We start from the raw sequence: 18,672 nt of genomic DNA on the forward strand, positions 1-18,672 counted from the left end.
TAGGATCAGCCCTTGCAGCATCTCAAGTCCTCCTTTTGTTAAGTAAGCTGACATCTAAACCTCTGTACAGTTTATCGTATAATGTTCTGTAATTGAATTCTATCCTCTTATGTTTGGAAAAGGTACGGTTCAACAAAGTCAATAAACCCCAAACCTGCTGACACGCAAGGTCTGGGGTTTATTATTGTCACTCTTAGATTGCTAAATAGTTAACATAATATTATTTATGTCACCTGACTGCAATTATACATTTTATCCCACATTCGTACTTGATTGCTGACATACTCTCTCAGCTCCGGCGGTCCCACAATTTCAGCATGAACCAATAGCGGCAGCACCCTCGCACAGGCCGAGCTATAATCATACATATTCACCGTTACAAGCCTTGCTTCTCCATCAGATTCAGTATTCATAACATCCAGCCCCTGCAATATCTGCTCATTCTTAACGCGAGTACGGATGACCACCGGATAGAACTCCCGCGCTCTGCTGGTCTGAACGAAGGCTTGCTCTGCTTGACTCCAGTATGCCTGGAGAGAGAACTGCTCAGGGATGGCATAGGTCTCGTCCAATAAAGTAACGGTTGTGAACCTTTCGCATTTGAATGTTCGCAGATCACCTGCCCGCTCGCAATAGGCCGCAAGATACCACTCCCCCTGCTTCACGATCAGTCCATAGGGCTGCAGCTTCCGCAGTGATTTCTCCCCATTCACCTTAAGATAATCTGCCGTAATCTTCAGCTCCCGCCACACCGCAGTGCGCAGAGTCTCAAGATACGGCACTGTTGCCTGACCGCTCCACCACGGCGTAGCATCGAAAAGGAACCGGCGCTGCGCGGTACGTATATCCTCCTGGTAAGGTGCGGGCAAACTTGCTTCCAGCTTCAAAAGCACACTCTTGAGCAGCAGACTCGTCTCTCCTGAACCGCTGGCCGGCATGCCCATCCCTGTCAAAAAGAGCTGTACCACCTCTTCCCCATGCAGCCTCCGCAGATTGACCGTATAGCCTTCCATGAGCGAAATCCCGCCGTTCGGCCCGGTGGCCGACACAAGTGGAAGGCCCGATTCCGCCAGGACATCAATATCCCTGTAGATCGAACGGACAGAGGTTTCCAGTGCTTCGGCCAGCTCCTTGGCCTTCATTTTGCCCCGGGATTCAAGCAGTAAAAGTATAGCAATCAGTCGGTGCAGCCGCATGTGTCTCCCCCAATTCTCATTATTCGTCTATTCTTGCCACTCTGTTGTCAACAATAGGGCGTTAAGATGAATGTATCAAATGTAAGGAGCTGCTGCAAATGAATATTGGCATATTGGGAACTGGATTCGGGGCGTATCATGCCTCTCTGCTGAAGCAAATGGAGTTCGTGAACCGGATCGTGGTCTTCGGGAGGAATGAGGCCAAGCTGCTGAAGCTGAAGGAAGAACTAGGGGTAGAGATCACGATGAATGCTGAGGACATTTTGTCTGATCCCGCGATTGACGTAGTGGATATCTGTCTGCCGTCTTCACTACATAAGACCTATGCGTTAGAGGCGCTGAGACGGGGCAAACATGTTTTTTGTGAGACGCCAGTTGTTCTGGAGCCTGAAGAAGGGCGGGAGCTACTGGACGCTGAACAGCGGTATGGCCGCAGAATCCTCGTTAACCAATTCATCAAATTCGATTATGCCTATGAATACCTGGAGCAGGCGGTTCGTGAGGAGACCTACGGGAAGCTTCTGCATCTGAGTATGCGCCGAGAGACCGCTCCGCTCTGGGGGGATCTGGGCCTCTCGGCCATCGCTGCCAATCTGATGATTCATGAGCTGGATTTCATCGCCTGGCTGATGGATTCACCTGTACCTTCTGCGGTCTGGGGTACCTCCGGTGACAAGGATGGACAGGCGCTGGTCCTGGCCTCCTTCCTGCAGCCTGAGTGGAGTGCACAGCTCACTGTTTCTTCGCAGATGCCGGGGAGTTATCCTTTTACTATCGGGTATGAAGCCTATTTCGAGCAGGCGAAGCTGGAGTTCCGTGAGTGCAGTGATGCGAATGGGGGGATCCAGGCGAGCCTTGCCGCGTATACTTCCGAGGGGCAAGTGGCCATCCCGCTGATTCCGAGTGATACCTATGCCAAAAGCTTGCGCCACGCCCTCCTGAGCCTCCGGGACAGAACAAATTCTACGCTGTCGCTGCGACATGCGCTGAAGTCTCTGAACATGGCCTTCCAAATGACAGATCAGCTTACAGCGGGTATAGTAGCTTTGTGATTCTGCCGGCCAGAAACTGGCCAATGCAGGCTTCACGTATCGGGCCGCCCGGTACTAAGCGAAGTTTGGGAAACGAAAGTAGTTGGATTTTCTACATTTGCTGATGAACGAATTATCCCTTTTGAGATAACAATTGGAAAAATGACACTTCTTCGGGCGCATTCCCGGCAAATACGCAACATCGCCTTCAGTAGATGCTGTTTTTCCAATTGCTTCAGGAGATCCACCTTGATACAGGTGAAAAAAGATACATTTTCCCACGTGTTTCCTTCAACTAGCTCCGCTCCGCAGCCCTGTACTGGCTGATCAACGACAAGTCCAGATGCGTAACCCGCCCGTATGGGTTGACAGCGATGATCTGTTTTGGCAGGGGTTCAGCTCTCTTTTTCCTTTAGTTAGTTACTAAGGTTAGATGTAGGTTTGGGTTTAGGCGTAGTAATGAAGGGGAGCTTGTATTTTTGCTTTTACTATTATGAATTTTTCATATGATGAAATATAGTAATTAAGGTGTGCAGAGTTGGTGTGTTTCTTTTTGAGAGTTTTCTTTTTGAGAGTTTTCTTTTTGATACGCTATAGTTATTGGCTATAAGTTAACATAATCTATGTTATGTTTCTCAATGTCCTACTATCACTCTTGTCACCTAATTCACCCTTCGATTTAACGCATTGCCGCTTCAAAATGCTGATGCTCCACTTCATTCCATCGCCGCTAACTTTTGTTCCCCTCTACCCTACTCGCCTGCCGCCATCGTATGCGCGAAGCGTTCCAGCTTATCCATGGACAGCCCGCCTCCTGTCTTGTGCTCCTTGCCTTTTACCATACGCAGAATCCACTTGTCTAAGGCAGATATCCGGTCCGGGTAGATCTCATCGCCCATGATCTCCCTGGCAAGCGCCTTGTTGTAGATGATCCCGGGATATGCCTGCTTAAGCTCCTGCTCCCCCTTCTCCCCTGTCATTCCTGCACAGATGTACAATCCCAGCTGTTTGGTTAAAAGCTCTTGCTTGTGCTGGGCTGTAAATGCAGCCATCTCCTTACGGATTCTTCCATAGTAGATCGAGCCGCCTAAAATTACTGTGTCGTAGCCAGTCAGATCGGGCAACTTGCCAGATCTCAGATTCACCACCTCAGCCCCGTCCAGCCTGGCTTGCAGCAGTAAAGCGGCTTTTTCAGTACATCCGTATTTGCTTGCATACACGATCATTATCCGATTGCTCACTTAAGTCCGCCTCTATTCTATAGGTAATGGGATTGCAGGTGGTGCGGGTTCCTGCGCGTTGCGAAGTACAAGAATGAGACACCAGATGACTGCCAGATTGAAGATTGGAAACAGGATCAACTCTACCATGGAGACATGAACTCCTGCCCTCAGCATCCCAATCATCATGGAGGAGATAGAGGTTAGCAGGGTTGCCGCTTTTACCAGGACAACAGGAGCCAGAAGGTAACCGTAAGACTGCCTACGGACGAGCAATACCCCTGTTAGCACCATGACCGGAAGCAATACAGCTAAATCCAGTGCCTGAATCACCAGCGTGGTATAATGCTCCAGCCCCTCAGGTGAAGTACCCTGCCGCCAGCCGCCGGCAATCCGGCCCAGCCATAACATGATAATCAGGAAAGCAATCAGCAGCAGGATGAAGCCAATGCTTACCGCGGGAAGCTGCGTCTTCATCGACACCCCGTCCCGTTCCACCGAGCGAAAAACCATAATAAATGCAAATAAGCTTGCCGAGAAGAGCATGACATAGACCAGAAACAGATCATTATACATGGCCAGAAAACAGTATGAAGCATAGGTATAGGTGAAATATCCGAGCGCTCCGGCCAGCAATAGCCGTCCTCTGATCGTTCCTCTAAGACTCAGGAGCAGAGATACGAGCAACAAAGGAATTCCCGCCACTAGCGTAATGCCATCTTGAGCGATCGCCTGAGAGGCTGCGGATAAAGAATCATCCTTGTAGATGCCGGTACCGTACAACTCAATCTTTTCTCCCCGGATGGAGGTATAGAATGGATGACTTCCCCCCTTCTCCGCCCCGTCACCTGAAAAGAGCCCGATTCCTGACGCAACAATCCCAAGCACTATCACCATCCACGTTAACAAGCTAATGGTTCGTCTATGTCTCACCTTAATCCCCCGATCCTTGTGCAATATGGACCATCGCTTCTATGTGCCGGTTAATCAGAGCCTCCTTCTGCGCCTCAGGCAGATTCCCCTCCACCATCAGCCTCATAATCAGCCCAAAAGCTGCGCTCCAGATAATTTGGGCGGTGAGCTCAAGCTCCCTCTGATCACAGGAGGCCATACCGCTAAATTGACGGAGCGTATCACAGAGACCCGCGATCCCGCTGCGTTCCAGGGCTGCTCCCTGATGTAAAACCCCGGTATAGCTAAGCACGGACGGCGAATCATTCAGCATCATACTCCGGTACTGTGAGCCTTCTGCGGTTGTGACCTTAATGAACTGTCTCAGCGAGCGTCTTAAGCACTCTTCTGGAGAGTTTTCATCTGGTGAAGCTTCCGATCCGGCAATCAGTCCGCCCATTAGCTCCCGGTAGCCCCGCTGAAGAAGCTGTTCCACAATGTCTTCTTTTCCCTGAAAATAGTGATAAATAATGCCTGCCGAATACTCCATCCGTTCAGCGATTTTGCGGATCGACAGCTGCCTGATCCCCTTCTCTGCCAGCAGCTCGCCAGCCGTAGTGAGAATCAGATTACGCATCGCTTCGCGCTCCTGCTCTTGTCTCTCTGCTTTGCTCATGATCGTTATACTCCTTCTGTTAAGGTGCTGCTGGTTCGCTTGATTGAACACTGTAATGTTTTTGAACACCGTTCAACATAGATTATAGACGTCAGGACCTGGGAAGGTTGTGATTATTTATACAGCAAAAAAGCCTGAAACCCCATAGGTGTCTCAAGCTTTCGAGCTTCGGCAGGCGCTCTGCCTAATCAATATTAGCGATCTTCCACTCCCCCTGCTTATTCGGCAGCAATGAAATCTCGTAAGTGCTCTCAGTAATATAGCCCTCAGAGGTCATCTGAGTAAACTCAACATAGAAGCCTGCCCGCTTAGTTCCCTCGATAGGAATTCCGACTAGGGTCAGTTTATTGAAGCGGTAGACATTCTTATTGTCCAGTAAGAAGGACTGTAAGTTGTCATTAAGCAGCGGTGAATACATCGTGGCAGCGAACTTTTCTTTGTCCTTAGCTGCCCAGGCTGCAATACAGTCCAGTGTCTCCTGGAGCGCTTGCTTATTGCCCGGACTGGAGCCTACATCAGGGACCTTGAAGAACACTCCCGGCTTAATCGGCGGTTGCTTCTCCATGTATTCCATACCACTCAGCATAGATGTGAAGAGGGGAAGCAGCTTATCCCGTTGCTCGTCCTGAATATGGATCTCGGCCCGGAAAGAATCCTTGTGGGCTGTGAAAATAAATACCTCAACCCTCCGGTCCCCCTCCACCCTGCTTCCTTCATATTCCTTGAACTTCAGCAGTCCCCGGTCTGTGCCCGGTTCATGCTTCCCGCCAGTTACATCCTTCGCTGAGCTTAGCTTAATTAACGTAATATAATTACGCTTGTCCGCTGTTCCCCACGCCGTTCTGCCATCCTGTTCAAAACGGATCATCGTCTCCGGCAAAAACACCCCGAGCGGTAAGGTCTGGTCTGCGGAGTAATCTGCTTGGACATTGACGCCATCCAGCTCGTACCCACTGCCGCTTCCTGAATACTCCGGTACTTCTTCGGGAATCAGCGACACGGATTTAGCAGCAGGCGCGGCTGTTGCAGACGGAGTCGGAACCGCGGATGCAGGAGCAGCTATTGTAGCCGTAACGGCTGAGGGTGTTGCTGACGGCTGATCCGTATGCTCAACAACCGAAGATCCCTGATCCGCAGTATTACTGCAGCCTGTACTGATTGCTATTGCAGCCGCTATACAGCCCGCTCCCCATAAGCTCATTCGCTTGGACAATTTAATCACCTCAGTTACCAGACGCCGGATACGATCCAAAGTTGCGCTAAATCCTTCCAGGAATAGGCGAATTTATTTCTTAACTCTATTAGTATTTAATGTGCTGAAATATTGGCTGGGATTGCCTTGGCGGGAGTTGAACCGCTCCTGGAAATCACCGCCGGTATAAGCTCCGATGACCCGGTGCCAGAAATCCCGCGCAGGGATGTTGGCACGAATCTGCGACACCTTCCAGCTGCCCGGGAACATGTCGAACAGCCGGTGCGCCGCCCAGGTTCCTACACCGCTGCGACGGTAGCGCTGCATCACAAAAAACTCCGTCATATAGAACTCGCCCTCCGGGTCGCGCAGCAGACGGTCGATCAGGGCAAAGCCTGCGACATTGCCGTCTACGGTGAACAGGTAGACGAATTTATTTTTACCGCTGCTCCAGTAAGCCTCAAGTCCCGGATAGGACGGGAACAATCCTTCACGGTCCACCTGCAGCTCCAGGTAGCGGGTAAAGTCATACAAATAGAACTGCATCAATCTGCTTATCATCTGCTTCTGCTCTTTAGGAACCAGCTCGATTCCAAGTTCCATTAAGGTTCACCTCTGCCGTTTTCGTTTACTACCCATCATATAACTTTGTCTCATCAGGAGCAAGGTTTGCCAGAAACATGGTAAGATAGAAGGACAGCCCTCCCCCTTGGGGAAACTATAAAGAAGGTGAAGCACATCAGTATTCAAAAAGCGGCCGACCGGGCAAACCTGGATCAGCGGCTGCCGCAAATGCCCTGGTTTGTCCAGCAGTTTATCGACTATAAACGGCCGGATTTGTCCCCCTCCACGCTGCTGGAGTATATCCGTGACTATGAATCCTTTTTTGGCTGGCTGCGGGGTGAAGGTCTGTCTGTTGCGGCCAGCAATGCTGACATCACACTCCTTGAGCTGGAGACCCTGCATATGGACAGCATTGTCGGCTACCGTTTGCACTTGACCACCCGGGCTGAGAATGCCAATTCGCGGGTGACCGTATCCCGTAAGCTGTCTGCGCTGCGCTCCCTGTTCCATTACTTAAGCCAGATTGCTGAGGATGAGAACTTTTACCCGCTGCTGAAGCGTAATATTATGGCCAAGGTTGAGATCAAGCGCATTCACAAACCGAAGGATACCGCCGCCAAGCTCAAAGGTAAAATTCTGGAGGACGAGGAGCTGCTGGAGTTCGTAGGCTACATCTATGAAGGATATGGCACAGATGTGGAAGCCAATAAGCAGGCTTATTATTCTTGGCAGCTTAACCGTGAACGGGATGCCTGTATTGCCAGTCTGATCCTGAATTCCGGCCTGCGCGTCTCCGAGGTGGTTAATCTGAGCGTGGATGATATAGATGTCACTAATAAGCTGCTCTATGTATTCCGCAAGGGTCATAACGACGAGACCTTCAAGACCCCGGTCTATTTCCGGGAACAGTCGAAGGATGATCTCAGCTTGTATCTAAGCCTCCGCCAGAATAGGTATAAGACGCCGAAACGGGAAAAAGCCCTCTTCATTGCCCTGCCCAACGGCAGCAAAGAAGGCAAACGGATGACCAAACGGGCGATCCAGGAGATGATCATCAAATACGCCAAACGGTTCGGCAAGCCTTATCTGACGGTGCATAAGCTGCGGCACTCTTTTGCCACCGATTATTACCTGCAGAATGACATCTACCGGACAAAGGAACAACTGGGCCATGCTTCTACAGAGACTACCGAGATCTATGCCCATCTCACGGATAAAACGATGTCTGAGGCGATTGAACGCCGTATGGACAATGAACCGCCGCAGTAATCTGCATGAACCGCTATGTTAATCCTATTCATTTTTTGGAGGAATACATTTGTTAGACAATCATTCATTTTCTGAATCCCATACTACGAACCCCGGACTGCCGGAGCTGCAATCGGATTGTCTGAACTGCTTCGGACTATGCTGCGCAGCACTTCATTTCTCTGCTTCCTCAGACTTCGCCATAGACAAGCCTGCCGGACAGCCCTGTCCCAATCTGCGGGAGGACTTCCTCTGCGGCATTCATACTGAGCTGAGAAAACGCGGCTTCCGGGGATGTACGGTATATGACTGCTTCGGGGCCGGGCAGAAAATCTCCAATCTAACCTATGGCGGACGCGACTGGCGTCAGGCTCCCGAGACTGCTGGACAGATGTTCGAGGTTCTTCCTGTTATGCGCCAGCTGCATGAGTTGCTATGGTATCTGCACGAGGCACTGGCGCTGCGCGGGACCGAGACCCTGCATGATTCACTTATCAAAATGTTGGATCAGACACAGGCTCTCACCCTGCTCAGTCCGGAAAAGCTGCTTCAGCTCGAAGTGCCTGTGCACCGCGCTGAAGTCAACGAGCTGCTGCTGCGTGCCAGCGAGCTAGCGCGCACCGCTGCCCGCAAGCAGCTTGCCCCGGCTCCGAAGCGCCAGAAGAACTATGGACGCGGGGCCGATCTGATTGGGGCCAAGCTGCGCGGGGCCGACCTCCGTTGCCTCAGCTTACGCGGCGCATATCTGATCGCTGCGGATCTCAGCGGCGCTGACCTGCGGTTCGCCGATCTGATTGGCGCGGACTTCCGCGACACGAATCTAAGCGGAGCCGATCTGCGGGGCAGCCTCTTCCTGACTCAGGCACAGCTGCAAGCTGCGCAAGGCAGCCCGTCCACCAAGCTGCCAGAATCCTTAAGGCATCCAGAGCACTGGGCTTGAGATGAATAAACCGGATGATGTTCTATCCGGTTTTTTTGTGATGTTCAGCATATTTATTCAACGTTTTCCCCTTGCCATTTGCCTGCTGATGTTTTATATTGACATGACAGCAGGTCTAAAATAAACGAGGTGAACGGATAAGATGACTCCCCGCACGAAGGAACAGAACGAAGATATCCGGCTGCGGCGGCTGGTGCAGATCCGCAAGGCAGCAGCGGACGTATTTTTGAATAAAGGGCCTCTATTAGAAATCCGGGATGTGGCTGCGGAGGCCGGTCTCGGTTATGGTACGGTCTATCATTATTACAGCAACAAGGGCGATTTGCTTCACGACTTGTTATGGGATGCGCTCGACCGGGCCGGGGAATGGCTGAAGTCCCTGCATATGGCAGAGCCGGAGCTGCCGTTAAAGATACCGCTTGACAGTTCTGCCGCCGGGGTGCGGCTATTGCAGCTATGGGCGGAAGATCACGCTATCTATCTGTTGTGTAAGCAGGCGGGTGAGGGATTCCCTACTCTGCCTGAAGCCCGCTCTTCCCCGCTCATTGCCGAGTTCCGCCGGGAGGTGCTGACCCCGTTGTCCACGTTGCTTGGCACCGGACTTACGGAGGTCTTAGTGTCTCATGAGCGAGCAACTGTCGATGCACAGCATGAATTGCAGCACACGGAGATGCTGTTAGCCGCTCTGGTCGGCTGTGCTGCATTGTCCCTCCGCAGAGGGCAGCTTAATGAAGATGCAACGGAGATCGTCAGAATTCTTAAACTATAAAATATTGAAACTATTGAAAGATTAAGGAGCGGATACACACAACATGATTATTCTTAAATCCCCCAGAGAAATTGAAGAGATGAAGCAAGCCAGCCAAATTGTTGCCGACTGCTACCGTGAGGTGTCCAAACGGATCGTACCCGGTATCACCACGCTTGAAATTAATGATTTTGTGGCCAAACATATCACCAAGCTCGGCGGCAAGCAGTTTACCAAAGGCTACAACGGTTTCCCTGCCGAGACCTGCATATCTATTAATGATGTGGTTGCTCACGGGATTCCATCCAGCAAGCGGGTCGTGAAGGAAGGTGACTTGCTGAAGCTGGACATTGTGGCGCAATACGGAGGTTGGTTCGGAGATTCATGCATGAGCTACGCTGTGGGTGAGATCGGGCCGGAGGCGCAGAGATTAATGCAGGTTACGAAGGAATGCCTCGACCTGGGCATCGCCCGGGCTGTTCCGGGAGGACGGCTGGGTGACATCACATCGGCTATCCAGCAGCATGCCGAAGCACACGGTTATTCGGTTGTGCGTGATCTGCTGGCGCATGGCATCGGACGAAGCCTGCATGAGGAGCCGAGCTACGTGCATATCGGCACCGCAGGCAAAGGCATCCGCCTCAAAGAAGGCATGGTGTTTACGATTGAGCCCATGATTAACGAAGGCACATACCAGATCTCCATAGACGATGATGAATGGACCGCGAGAACGGCTGACGGCAAACTATCCGCGCAGTATGAGCACACCATTGCCATCACCGCAGATGGACCGCTGATTTTAACGGCCCAGTAATCATTGTAGTCGACTTTAACACATAGGCTAGACCTTATTGTCCCCTTATGAATCCTAAAAGCCCTCCCGTTTCTGTCTAGGGACTGTCCCCTAATAGAATACTGGAGGGTTCTGTTTGTTACCTTTGTGACCGGGTTTTGCGGTTACGGCGGCGTTGGATGCTGTCGCGCGATTGGGTGATTCTGCTTGTTGGGTGCTGGTTAGTGTTTTGAACTTACTATTGTGAATTTTTCATATGATGAAATTAAATAATAAAGATTTAGTTGGTTAGTTCTTTGCTCGATTCTCGCCCATACGGGCAAATTTAGTTGTACAGACTACAATTAGTCAAGGAACTCCTTGCTTTTACCGTTTTTAATTGTACAGAATACATCTATCCCTGAAAGCTCGCCTCAAGCGAACCTCTTCCAGTCATTCATTCAGTCATTCATCCGTCCATCCATCGCCTCATCTCACTTCTAAATGAACTCACCTCTTAAGTTCTGATGCTCCCCAATTCATTTAGTCAAAACTCACCCCCAGATCTCACCCGGCAGCTTCAGCACAGTTACCTTGTCCCCGGCACATAATTGTCCGCTGTCCGGCGGGATGACGATCAGGCAGTCGCTGTCTTTGATCGTAACCGTGACGGATGACTCGTCTACAGCGGCTGGATAAGCATAGAGCACTGCTTCGCGGATCTCCAGACGGGCACGGACATAACGGGTGAAGCTGTTGGTTCTCTTATAATCTTCACCCAGCACTACTGTCCATTCCGGCAGATACGGCTGTGCTGCCCCCTGCATCAGTCCGATGACCGGACGGGCAAACAGCTGGAATCCTACGAAGCAGGCGCCCGGATTGCCGGATAAGGCGAGCAGGATGCTCCCGCCGCGAACGGCTGCCGTAGTGACGCTGCCGGGGCGCATGGCTATTTTATTGAACAGCATCTCTCCACTCTGCTCACGGACCAAATCCCCCATAATATCATAATCCCCGACAGATACGCCGCCTGTAGTAATCACCAAATCGTAGCTCTCCAGTGCCATCTGCACCTTACTGCGGGCCAGCTCCAGATCATCGATGATCGCACCCAGCATCACGGGCTCACCGCCCGCTTCCCGGATTAGCGCCTCCAACATGGGAGAGTTGCTGTTGCGGATTTTGCCCGGGACTAACGGCTCGTCCACCTCCAGCAGTTCAGTTCCGGTAGCGAAGACAGCCACCTTGGGTCTGCGGCGGACAGGAACCTCCGCCACCCCGAGCGCTGCCAGAACAGCAATTTCGCCAGCGCCGATTAGAGTCCCTTCAGGAAGCACTGGATCACCTGTTCTAAGCTCCAAACCGCAAGGGGTAATATGCAACCCCCGCTCTTGCGGCTTACGGATACCGACATAAGTGACTCCGCCCTCCATCCGGCTCTCCGTAGCTTCCATCATAATCACGGTGTCTGCGCCGCCTGGAATCTGAGCGCCAGTCATAATGCGCGCAGCAGTGCCAGCCGTAATCTCTCTGGAGGCTACTGCGCCGCAGGGAATGACATCAACGACTTCAAGCCAGACCGTGTCAGGGTCCCCTGCCGCTAAAGTATCTGCCGCAATCACGGCGAAGCCGTCCATGCTGGAGCGGTCAAATGCCGGAAAAGGATGCGGTGCAGCAATAGATTCACCCAGATACCGCCCGCTGCTGCGATCCAGGGGTACAGCTTCCAGCGCAAGCAGCGCAGCATAAGGCTTAAGCCTGCCTTGCGCCACTGTAACTTGAAGCGCTGAGCGCTGAAATTTATCATTACTGTATTCGTTTGTCACTGTTGAATTCACTCCTTCTGTTCCATCCGGTGGTTTGCTGCTCATTAAGCCAATTATGCCCCATTCTAACATGAAGACATGGCAAAAGGGATGCACTGGCCTGTAACAAGCGCATGCACCCCTTATTCAATCCCGATTCTATTCAATTGTCTGCTGCCAGCAGCCCTGCCCTGCTCCAGTTCAAGCTTAAGATGCGCGGATCACTCTTACGTCAGCCGAAAGGACACTTTCACCCTCATACAGCATGAACCGTCCATTCTGCCATTCCACGCGCAGCAGCCGCGAATCATCCGACTGGTATTGCCAGACATGCTGCTCCCCGCCGTTCATATAAGGCGTCTGCCCGGTAACGGCGGCATACCCTTCATATTCTTCCTCCAGGTAGAAGGTCCGGTCATCCAGCTCCAGGGTAGCCGGGACCTCGGAAGGACTGTCCAGACGCCCGTCTATCGGGTGATACAATCTGTATTGCAGCTCTTCCCGCTCTTCTATATACAGATAGGCGATCCGGCTCCCGTCGCGCAGTGTCAGTACAACTGCATTACGGCCGCTCGTCTTCGTCCGGCCCGTCACTTCATAGGTGACCAGGGAGACCTCACAGATATCTCCGGGAGACAGAGTCAGCATGCTTGCGGGCGCTTTAGGCGCCTCCGGCTTCGAGAACAGATTGCCGATTCTTTTCCAAAGACCCAAAGCCATCATCCTCCTACAGATTGGTACGCTAATCTTTCTTATCCGCGAATAAAGGCCGCAATAATCAATGCTCCGGTCACATGCAGCGAGCCTGCCATCAGGCCGTAGCCGACCTTGCCAAGCTGGGTGCCATGATCCAGTTCAAGATTCCCCCACCGGCTCAGGAGCTGCTCTACCGTCTTCTCCAGCACGAATAACAGGACAAAAGATACTATAGAGACTATAAGGGCGGTCCCGAGCCGGTTCGCCGCAGCAATGGATGCCGATAAAATATAGCCTTGTGACAGCAGCTTCAACACCAGCCGGGTAGTCACGGCCATATTCCCCGCCTTCAGCTCTTCCATATCATTATAACGGGTAAACAACGAATCCACGAGCATCAGCACACACAGCAGCACTGCGCCGCTGACCGTCCATACTACCATGGACACCAGGGTATCGAAATCCATTACTCCAGCCCCCGCTTGTTCATATTTCCTAACCGGTAAGACAAACATAAAGCGAAGGAGAAACCGCTGGTTCTGTCTCCCCTTCGCCTGTGGACAATTGCCTGAAGTCCGGCTTATGCCAATATGTTATTGTTTCTCGTATTGCTTCATCAGCGCAGCCAGCTCATCTTCAACCGCCTGGTCTTTGCCTAGCTTCTCGAACTCATCATCCAGCGATTTGTTGCCCGAGCTCATCTCGTTGCTGGCTTCTGCCTGTGCTTCGGCCTGCAGCATCTTGTCTTCCATCCGTTTGAGTCCGGCAGAAGCAGAGTCGGAGCTGAAGCCGCTCATCGCTTTGTTGATTTCGGTCTGCGCCTTCGCAGCGTTGTAACGGGCAACGAGTGTCTCCCGCTTGTTCTTCATCTGGGTAAGCTGTTTGCGCATTTCGTCGAGCTTGCCGCGCAGATTGTCGGCGGAAGCCTTGTTCTGGTCGAAGCTGGCCTTGTACTCTACAAGCTTGGCTTCAGCCGATTTCTTCTCTTCAAGAGCACGGCGGGCCAGATCGGCGTTACCGGCTTGAGCGGCTGCATGAGCTTGCTGATTACGCTTGTTCACCAGCGCTTCCTGCTCTTCGTACAATTGTTTGAATTTCTTCTCAATAGCGATCTGGGCAGCTACCGCTTTCTCGGCATCCTCCAGATCCTCCGTCATGTCACGAATGTACTGGTCGGTCATTTTAACCGGATCTTCTGCTTTATCAATAATCGCATTCACATTGGACATGGTCAGATCACGCAATCTTTTAAATATAGACATGGTTCATTCCTCCAAAAGTAAAGTTAGTGGTTCAATGGTATCTTTTACGCAGAGAGAAGAGGATCGTTTCAAAAATTTGTTCCGGTCTTCTGTAATAAATATTGCTCCACCTTATCATTCACAATATTTACGACCTCCAGGATGCCCTCTTTGCTCAGATCGTCATAGTGAATGCCCATCACAACCGTGACTGTCCGGTTCAATGCGGCAGCAGCCTTGAGCGCAATGGCTTCACTGATCGTATGCTCCTTATGATGGGGAACGGCAGAGGTCATCACCCGCACGAGGTCTCCGTCCATGTACGCTGTACTTGCGGCACCGATATGGCGCACACCCCCGGTAATCAGCAGCAGCAGATCACGGCCCACCTCGGTCTCGGATAACACAATATCATCAGGATGCACCGGATTCATTGGCAAGCTGACCCCCCCTCCCTTTATATTAACCATAGGCTGTAGAGATCTCTCATTCTGCGGCAAAAAGATCATTGTATACCGGCTTGCTGCCTATACAATACCACGGATCTCATCCAGTGAGGAAATATTCTCTTCCTCCATAAACTGCTGCAATTCTTCTACAAGCGTACTGCCCGCCCGCAAATTCATGAAGTTGTAGGTTCCAACCTGTATTATAGTGGCCCCAGCCATAATAAATTCAATAATATCCGTAGCCGAAGTGATGCCGCCCATACCGATTACCGGAATGGTTACCCTGCGGGATACCTGATGCACCATACGCAGAGCCACCGGCTTAATCGCCGGTCCGGACAGTCCCGCATAGAGGTTATTGAACACACTGCGGCGGCGGCGGACATCAATCTTCATCCCGGAGATCGTGTTGATCAGAGAGACGGCGTCCGCGCCCTCTGCTTCGCACATCACTGCCATCTCTGCGATATCCTCGGCATTCGGCGACAGCTTCACGGCCAGCGGCAGGCTTGTAGCCGCCCGTACCGCACGAACCACTTCCTGGGCTGCCGGAGTTTTGATGCCAAAAGCAATCCCGCCCTCCTTCACGTTCGGGCAGGAGATATTCAGCTCAATCATATCCACGGCCGGCTTTCCGGCCAGAAGACGGGCATCCGCATCACGCTGAATCAGTTCAGCACCCAGTACGTAATCCGCCAGCGTGTTGCCGCCAAGGTTCACGATACGTGCGGTATCCAGTGTCTCCCAATAAGGAAGTTCCTTGGCCAGAAAAGCTTCTACACCAGGATTCTCAAGTCCTACGCTGTTCAGCATCCCGGAAGGGGTCTCATAGACGCGGATTCCGGGATTACCGGCTTTGGCATGAAGCGTAAGCCCTTTGCCGGAGATTCCGCCAAGCAGTGAAACATCATATAACCGGCCATATTCACGGCCGAAACCGAAGGTGCCGGAAGCCATCACAATCGGGTTCTTGAAGGATACACCGGCAATCGTTGCAGTTGTATTAATCATGGAATAATACCTCCTCAGCCAGGAAGACAGGACCGTCTGCACAGGCTTTGCGCTGCCCGTCCTTGCAGGAGACGCTGCAGACCAGACAAGCGCCGATGCCGCAGGCCATCCTGTTCTCCAGGGACAGATAGACGTCTGGGCGCTTACCTGCGGTATCTAGGGCTATGCCCTTGAGCTGTGCAGCCTTCAGCATCGGATGCGGGCCGCAGACGAAGATATGGTCATACGCCGAGAAATCCACGCTGTCCAGGATCAGTCCGCCTACATCGACGGTCAGCTCAGCAGCCAGAGGACGGAAGGCTTCAGTACGGAATGGCTCACGGCTGAAGCCGAGATAGATATCGCTTCGCGGAAGCTTCTGCGCACAATAATACAGCGGAGCAATTCCGATCCCCCCGCCCACTAACGCAACCTTACCTTCTACCTGCGGGAAGCCTGTACCGAACGGCCCCTCCAGCTCCACCGGATCGCCCGGATTCAATCCGGCAAGGATCTCAGTACCCTCGCCTACTATGTGATACAAGAATTCAACACCGTTATCATTCACCTGATGTATGCTAAGGGGTCTTGACAGCAGCGGATAGGCTCCCCATGCCCGCAGCATGTAGAACTGACCCATCTCCCCGCTGTTCCCCCCTTCAACTACCAGGTGGTATACTCCTTCAGCCAGCCGCTCATTACTAATCACCGTCGCCACGTTATCAAGCTCCTTCAAATTTAATCTTATTAACCATGCCTTAGAAGGAACTTAAAATCTGTGACATTATTCACAAATGATGCCCTCTATTTCTTGTTCCAGATTCCGCGCACATAGGGTGCGGGCAGATCGGACGAATCAATTCCGCCCAGCGCCTCAGCAGCATGAAGCGTCCAGTACGGGTCACTGAGCAGGCCTCTGCCTACAGCTACAAGCTCTGCCTTCGCTTCCGTTATCACAGCCTGCGCTTCCTCATAGGACTCCAGGCGTCCTACAGCGATAACGGGGACCTGTAATCCACTGCGTATGTACTCGGCAAGCCCCACCTGATAGGCTGATCCTGCATTAGGGCCGCCATTCGAGCCTATCGGCCCCTCCCCGCCCGAGGATACATGGAACAGGTCTACGCCTGCATCCTTATAGCGGCGGCAGAATTCCAGCGCATAAGCTTCATCATAACCGCCCTCCACATATTCCTTGGCGGACACCCGCATGATTAGCGGCATCTCAGCCGGCAGTACCTCACGCACTGCCTCTACCACCTGTTCCCCGAACAAGATGGGGTCTTGGCCATACTCATCATCCCGGACGTTGGAGAGCGGGGAATGGAACTGGTGGATGAGGTATCCATGGGCTCCATGCAGCTCGACAGTATCGAATCCCGCTTCAACCGCGCGCCGCGCCGCTTCCCGGAAGGCGATAATCAGCTCCGCAATCTCTTCACGGCTAAGCGCCTTGGGCATAGCATAGTTGCCGTCGAACGGAATCGCTGAAGGAGCAACCGGCGGGGCGGCATCGACAGCTTTGCGACCGGCATGACCGAGCTGAATCGCTATCTTCGCTCCAAAGGCATGAACGGCCTCCGTTAACCGCTTGTACGCCGGAATCTGTCCATCGTCCCAGATCCCGGTGTCCTGATTGGTGATCCGTCCATCGGGGTGAACTCCACTCATCTCTACAATAATAAAGCCTGTCCCGCCGACAGCACGGCTGACATAATGCACATGATGCCAGTCTGTGGGAACACCGTCCTGCTTCTCAACCGCATACTGGCACATCGGCGGCATAACCACGCGGTTCTTCAGGGTTAAAGCCTTAAGTTCATAAGGTGTAAACAAATCAGCCATGCTTGTCTCATCCTTCCCGTATCTATGATCCATCTCAGTATACAACGATTTGGGAAAGTGATAAATCTTTGAATACTCTGCAGATGGTACGGCATCGGCATAAATTCACGGCTGCTTGGAAATAACAACCCTTATATTCTAAACTAACCGGACCCGTGGTTGGAGGAGGCATCGTCCTGATGAAACTGACAATATTCCGCCGCATTGTGCTGTTTATATCTGTCATTGCCTTGGCCCTGTCTGCACCTGCTGCTGAGCTAGTATCTGTCTCTGCAGCAGCAGCGGCAGATAGTCCTGCGCCAGTGCCGGCACAAGAGATCCTGCCATCTTCCCGGCCCCGAGCTTCTATTGAAGACGAAACGGCGGTGCCGGCCGGATCGTCAGCCTCCCAATCTTCAGTAAGCCGCCATAAAAAGAGCAAGGGCCTCTCCCTCAGCCAATTGCTGCGCAAATACCCGGAGACCCTCAAGACCCAGGGTCCCCGCCGTAAAATGATCGCTCTTACCTTCGATGATGTGCCTGATCCGCGCTTCACCCCGCAGCTCCTGGATGTGCTGCGTAAATATAAAGTCAAAGCCACCTTCTTCGTGGTCGGCAGCCGTGCGGAGAAGCACCCTGCCTTGGTAGCACGGATGATCCGCGAAGGCCATGCCATCGGCAACCACTCCTATAATCACCCCCAGTTCAGCAAGCTGAGTATGAATGCCTTCCGCATCCAGATTATCCGCACGGAGAATATTCTGCAGCTGCTGGCCGGATACAAGCCGAAGCTGATTCGCCCGCCGTATGGCGATATCAACGAGCCGCAGGTGAAGTGGGCGAAGTCACATGGCTATAAGCTGGTGAACTGGAACGTTGACTCGCTCGACTGGAGAGGACTGTCCAAAAATCAGGTCAAGCACAATATCCTCTCCCGGGCCGGCAGAGGGGCTATTATCCTTCAGCACGGGGGCGGCGGCAGAGGCAGTAACCTCCAAGGGACGCTGCAGGCGCTGCCAGAGATCATCGGCATTCTGCGGCAGCGGGGATACAGCTTCGTGACCGTTCCCCAGATGCTCCAGGTCAGCAAGAGCAAATAACCGCTTGATCATTAGAGTCCTAACAAGCGGAAACGGCTTTGCCGTCCTTTTTAAGGACGGTATCGTTTCAGCGAGAAATATAAGGA

General features: G+C 52.4%; 20 protein-coding genes. 6 read left to right on the forward strand and 14 right to left on the reverse strand.

The features are described from left to right. Positions 1–224: 224 nt before the first annotated feature. Positions 225–1,196, reverse strand: coding sequence for a WYL domain-containing protein (locus NYE24_RS05185; protein ID WP_342478235.1), 972 nt, complete (start codon positions 1,194–1,196; stop codon positions 225–227). Positions 1,197–1,294: 98 nt separating this feature from the next. Between NYE24_RS05185 and NYE24_RS05190 the strand changes: the two genes are divergently transcribed. Next, complete coding sequence (locus tag NYE24_RS05190) at positions 1,295–2,248, forward strand: Gfo/Idh/MocA family oxidoreductase (protein ID WP_342478236.1); 954 nt, start codon at positions 1,295–1,297, stop codon at positions 2,246–2,248. A 731-nt stretch (positions 2,249–2,979) separates the two neighbouring features. Here NYE24_RS05190 and NYE24_RS05195 read toward each other — a convergent pair. The 5 genes from NYE24_RS05195 to NYE24_RS05215 all read right to left on the reverse strand — a co-directional run bounded on the left by NYE24_RS05195 (position 2,980) and on the right by NYE24_RS05215 (position 6,809). Continuing rightward, positions 2,980–3,468, reverse strand: coding sequence for a flavodoxin domain-containing protein (locus NYE24_RS05195; protein WP_342478237.1), 489 nt, complete (start codon positions 3,466–3,468; stop codon positions 2,980–2,982). Positions 3,469–3,480: 12 nt separating this feature from the next. Continuing rightward, positions 3,481–4,380, reverse strand: coding sequence for a hypothetical protein (locus NYE24_RS05200; RefSeq protein WP_342478238.1), 900 nt, complete (start codon positions 4,378–4,380; stop codon positions 3,481–3,483). A 1-nt stretch (position 4,381) separates the two neighbouring features. After that, positions 4,382–5,014 (reverse strand): TetR/AcrR family transcriptional regulator, encoded by a 633-nt coding sequence (locus NYE24_RS05205; protein ID WP_342478239.1) that lies wholly within the window; start codon positions 5,012–5,014, stop codon positions 4,382–4,384. Positions 5,015–5,198: 184 nt separating this feature from the next. After that, complete coding sequence (locus NYE24_RS05210) at positions 5,199–6,266, reverse strand: hypothetical protein (protein WP_342478240.1); 1,068 nt, start codon at positions 6,264–6,266, stop codon at positions 5,199–5,201. 33 nt (positions 6,267–6,299) lie between these two features. Beyond that, positions 6,300–6,809, reverse strand: coding sequence for a GNAT family N-acetyltransferase (locus tag NYE24_RS05215; protein ID WP_036695410.1), 510 nt, complete (start codon positions 6,807–6,809; stop codon positions 6,300–6,302). A gap of 135 nt (positions 6,810–6,944) precedes the next feature. On the opposite strand from NYE24_RS05215, the gene xerS reads away from it, so the two are divergent. The 4 genes from xerS to map all read left to right on the forward strand — a co-directional run bounded on the left by xerS (position 6,945) and on the right by map (position 10,520). Continuing rightward, the gene (gene xerS / locus NYE24_RS05220; protein ID WP_036695504.1) at positions 6,945–8,039 is read left to right on the forward strand and encodes a tyrosine recombinase XerS; all 1,095 of its coding nucleotides are present in this window, start codon (positions 6,945–6,947) and stop codon (positions 8,037–8,039) included. A gap of 49 nt (positions 8,040–8,088) precedes the next feature. Continuing rightward, positions 8,089–8,958: a pentapeptide repeat-containing protein gene (locus tag NYE24_RS05225; protein WP_036695411.1), complete on the forward strand. Its 870-nt coding sequence runs from the start codon at positions 8,089–8,091 to the stop codon at positions 8,956–8,958. 142 nt (positions 8,959–9,100) lie between these two features. Further along, entirely contained in the window at positions 9,101–9,727 is a 627-nt protein-coding gene (locus NYE24_RS05230; RefSeq protein WP_076158140.1) for a TetR/AcrR family transcriptional regulator, read from the forward strand. A gap of 43 nt (positions 9,728–9,770) precedes the next feature. After that, the gene (gene map / locus NYE24_RS05235) at positions 9,771–10,520 is read left to right on the forward strand and encodes a type I methionyl aminopeptidase (RefSeq protein WP_036695413.1); all 750 of its coding nucleotides are present in this window, start codon (positions 9,771–9,773) and stop codon (positions 10,518–10,520) included. A 512-nt stretch (positions 10,521–11,032) separates the two neighbouring features. On the opposite strand, the gene glp is transcribed toward map, so the two are convergent. From glp to NYE24_RS05275, 8 genes are all read right to left on the reverse strand, one after another. Then, positions 11,033–12,307, reverse strand: a complete 1,275-nt coding sequence (glp, locus tag NYE24_RS05240; RefSeq protein WP_256706860.1) for a gephyrin-like molybdotransferase Glp — start codon at positions 12,305–12,307, stop codon at positions 11,033–11,035. A 186-nt stretch (positions 12,308–12,493) separates the two neighbouring features. Next, positions 12,494–13,000, reverse strand: a complete 507-nt coding sequence (locus NYE24_RS05245) for a DUF4178 domain-containing protein (protein WP_036695414.1) — start codon at positions 12,998–13,000, stop codon at positions 12,494–12,496. 38 nt (positions 13,001–13,038) lie between these two features. Further along, the gene (locus NYE24_RS05250) at positions 13,039–13,449 is read right to left on the reverse strand and encodes a DUF350 domain-containing protein (protein ID WP_036695415.1); all 411 of its coding nucleotides are present in this window, start codon (positions 13,447–13,449) and stop codon (positions 13,039–13,041) included. 126 nt (positions 13,450–13,575) lie between these two features. Further along, positions 13,576–14,244, reverse strand: a complete 669-nt coding sequence (locus NYE24_RS05255; RefSeq protein ID WP_036695416.1) for a PspA/IM30 family protein — start codon at positions 14,242–14,244, stop codon at positions 13,576–13,578. 68 nt (positions 14,245–14,312) lie between these two features. After that, positions 14,313–14,693 carry a hypothetical protein gene (locus NYE24_RS05260; RefSeq protein ID WP_342478241.1) on the reverse strand — a complete coding sequence of 127 codons (381 nt, stop codon included), beginning with the start codon at positions 14,691–14,693 and terminating at the stop codon, positions 14,313–14,315. A 57-nt stretch (positions 14,694–14,750) separates the two neighbouring features. Continuing rightward, positions 14,751–15,683 carry a dihydroorotate dehydrogenase gene (locus NYE24_RS05265; protein ID WP_036695418.1) on the reverse strand — a complete coding sequence of 311 codons (933 nt, stop codon included), beginning with the start codon at positions 15,681–15,683 and terminating at the stop codon, positions 14,751–14,753. Next, positions 15,676–16,380, reverse strand: coding sequence for a dihydroorotate dehydrogenase electron transfer subunit (locus tag NYE24_RS05270; protein ID WP_076158150.1), 705 nt, complete (start codon positions 16,378–16,380; stop codon positions 15,676–15,678). Before NYE24_RS05270 ends, NYE24_RS05265 begins: the two co-directional genes overlap by 8 nt. Positions 16,381–16,466: 86 nt before the next feature. Beyond that, positions 16,467–17,507, reverse strand: a complete 1,041-nt coding sequence (locus NYE24_RS05275; RefSeq protein WP_076158153.1) for an NADH:flavin oxidoreductase/NADH oxidase — start codon at positions 17,505–17,507, stop codon at positions 16,467–16,469. Positions 17,508–17,686: 179 nt separating this feature from the next. Between NYE24_RS05275 and NYE24_RS05280 the strand changes: the two genes are divergently transcribed. Next, positions 17,687–18,586: a polysaccharide deacetylase family protein gene (locus NYE24_RS05280; protein ID WP_036695421.1), complete on the forward strand. Its 900-nt coding sequence runs from the start codon at positions 17,687–17,689 to the stop codon at positions 18,584–18,586. Positions 18,587–18,672 lie beyond the last annotated feature (86 nt).

It is taken from the genome of Paenibacillus sp. FSL H7-0350 (assembly GCF_038593195.1).
Lineage (GTDB): Bacteria > Bacillota > Bacilli > Paenibacillales > Paenibacillaceae > Paenibacillus_AQ.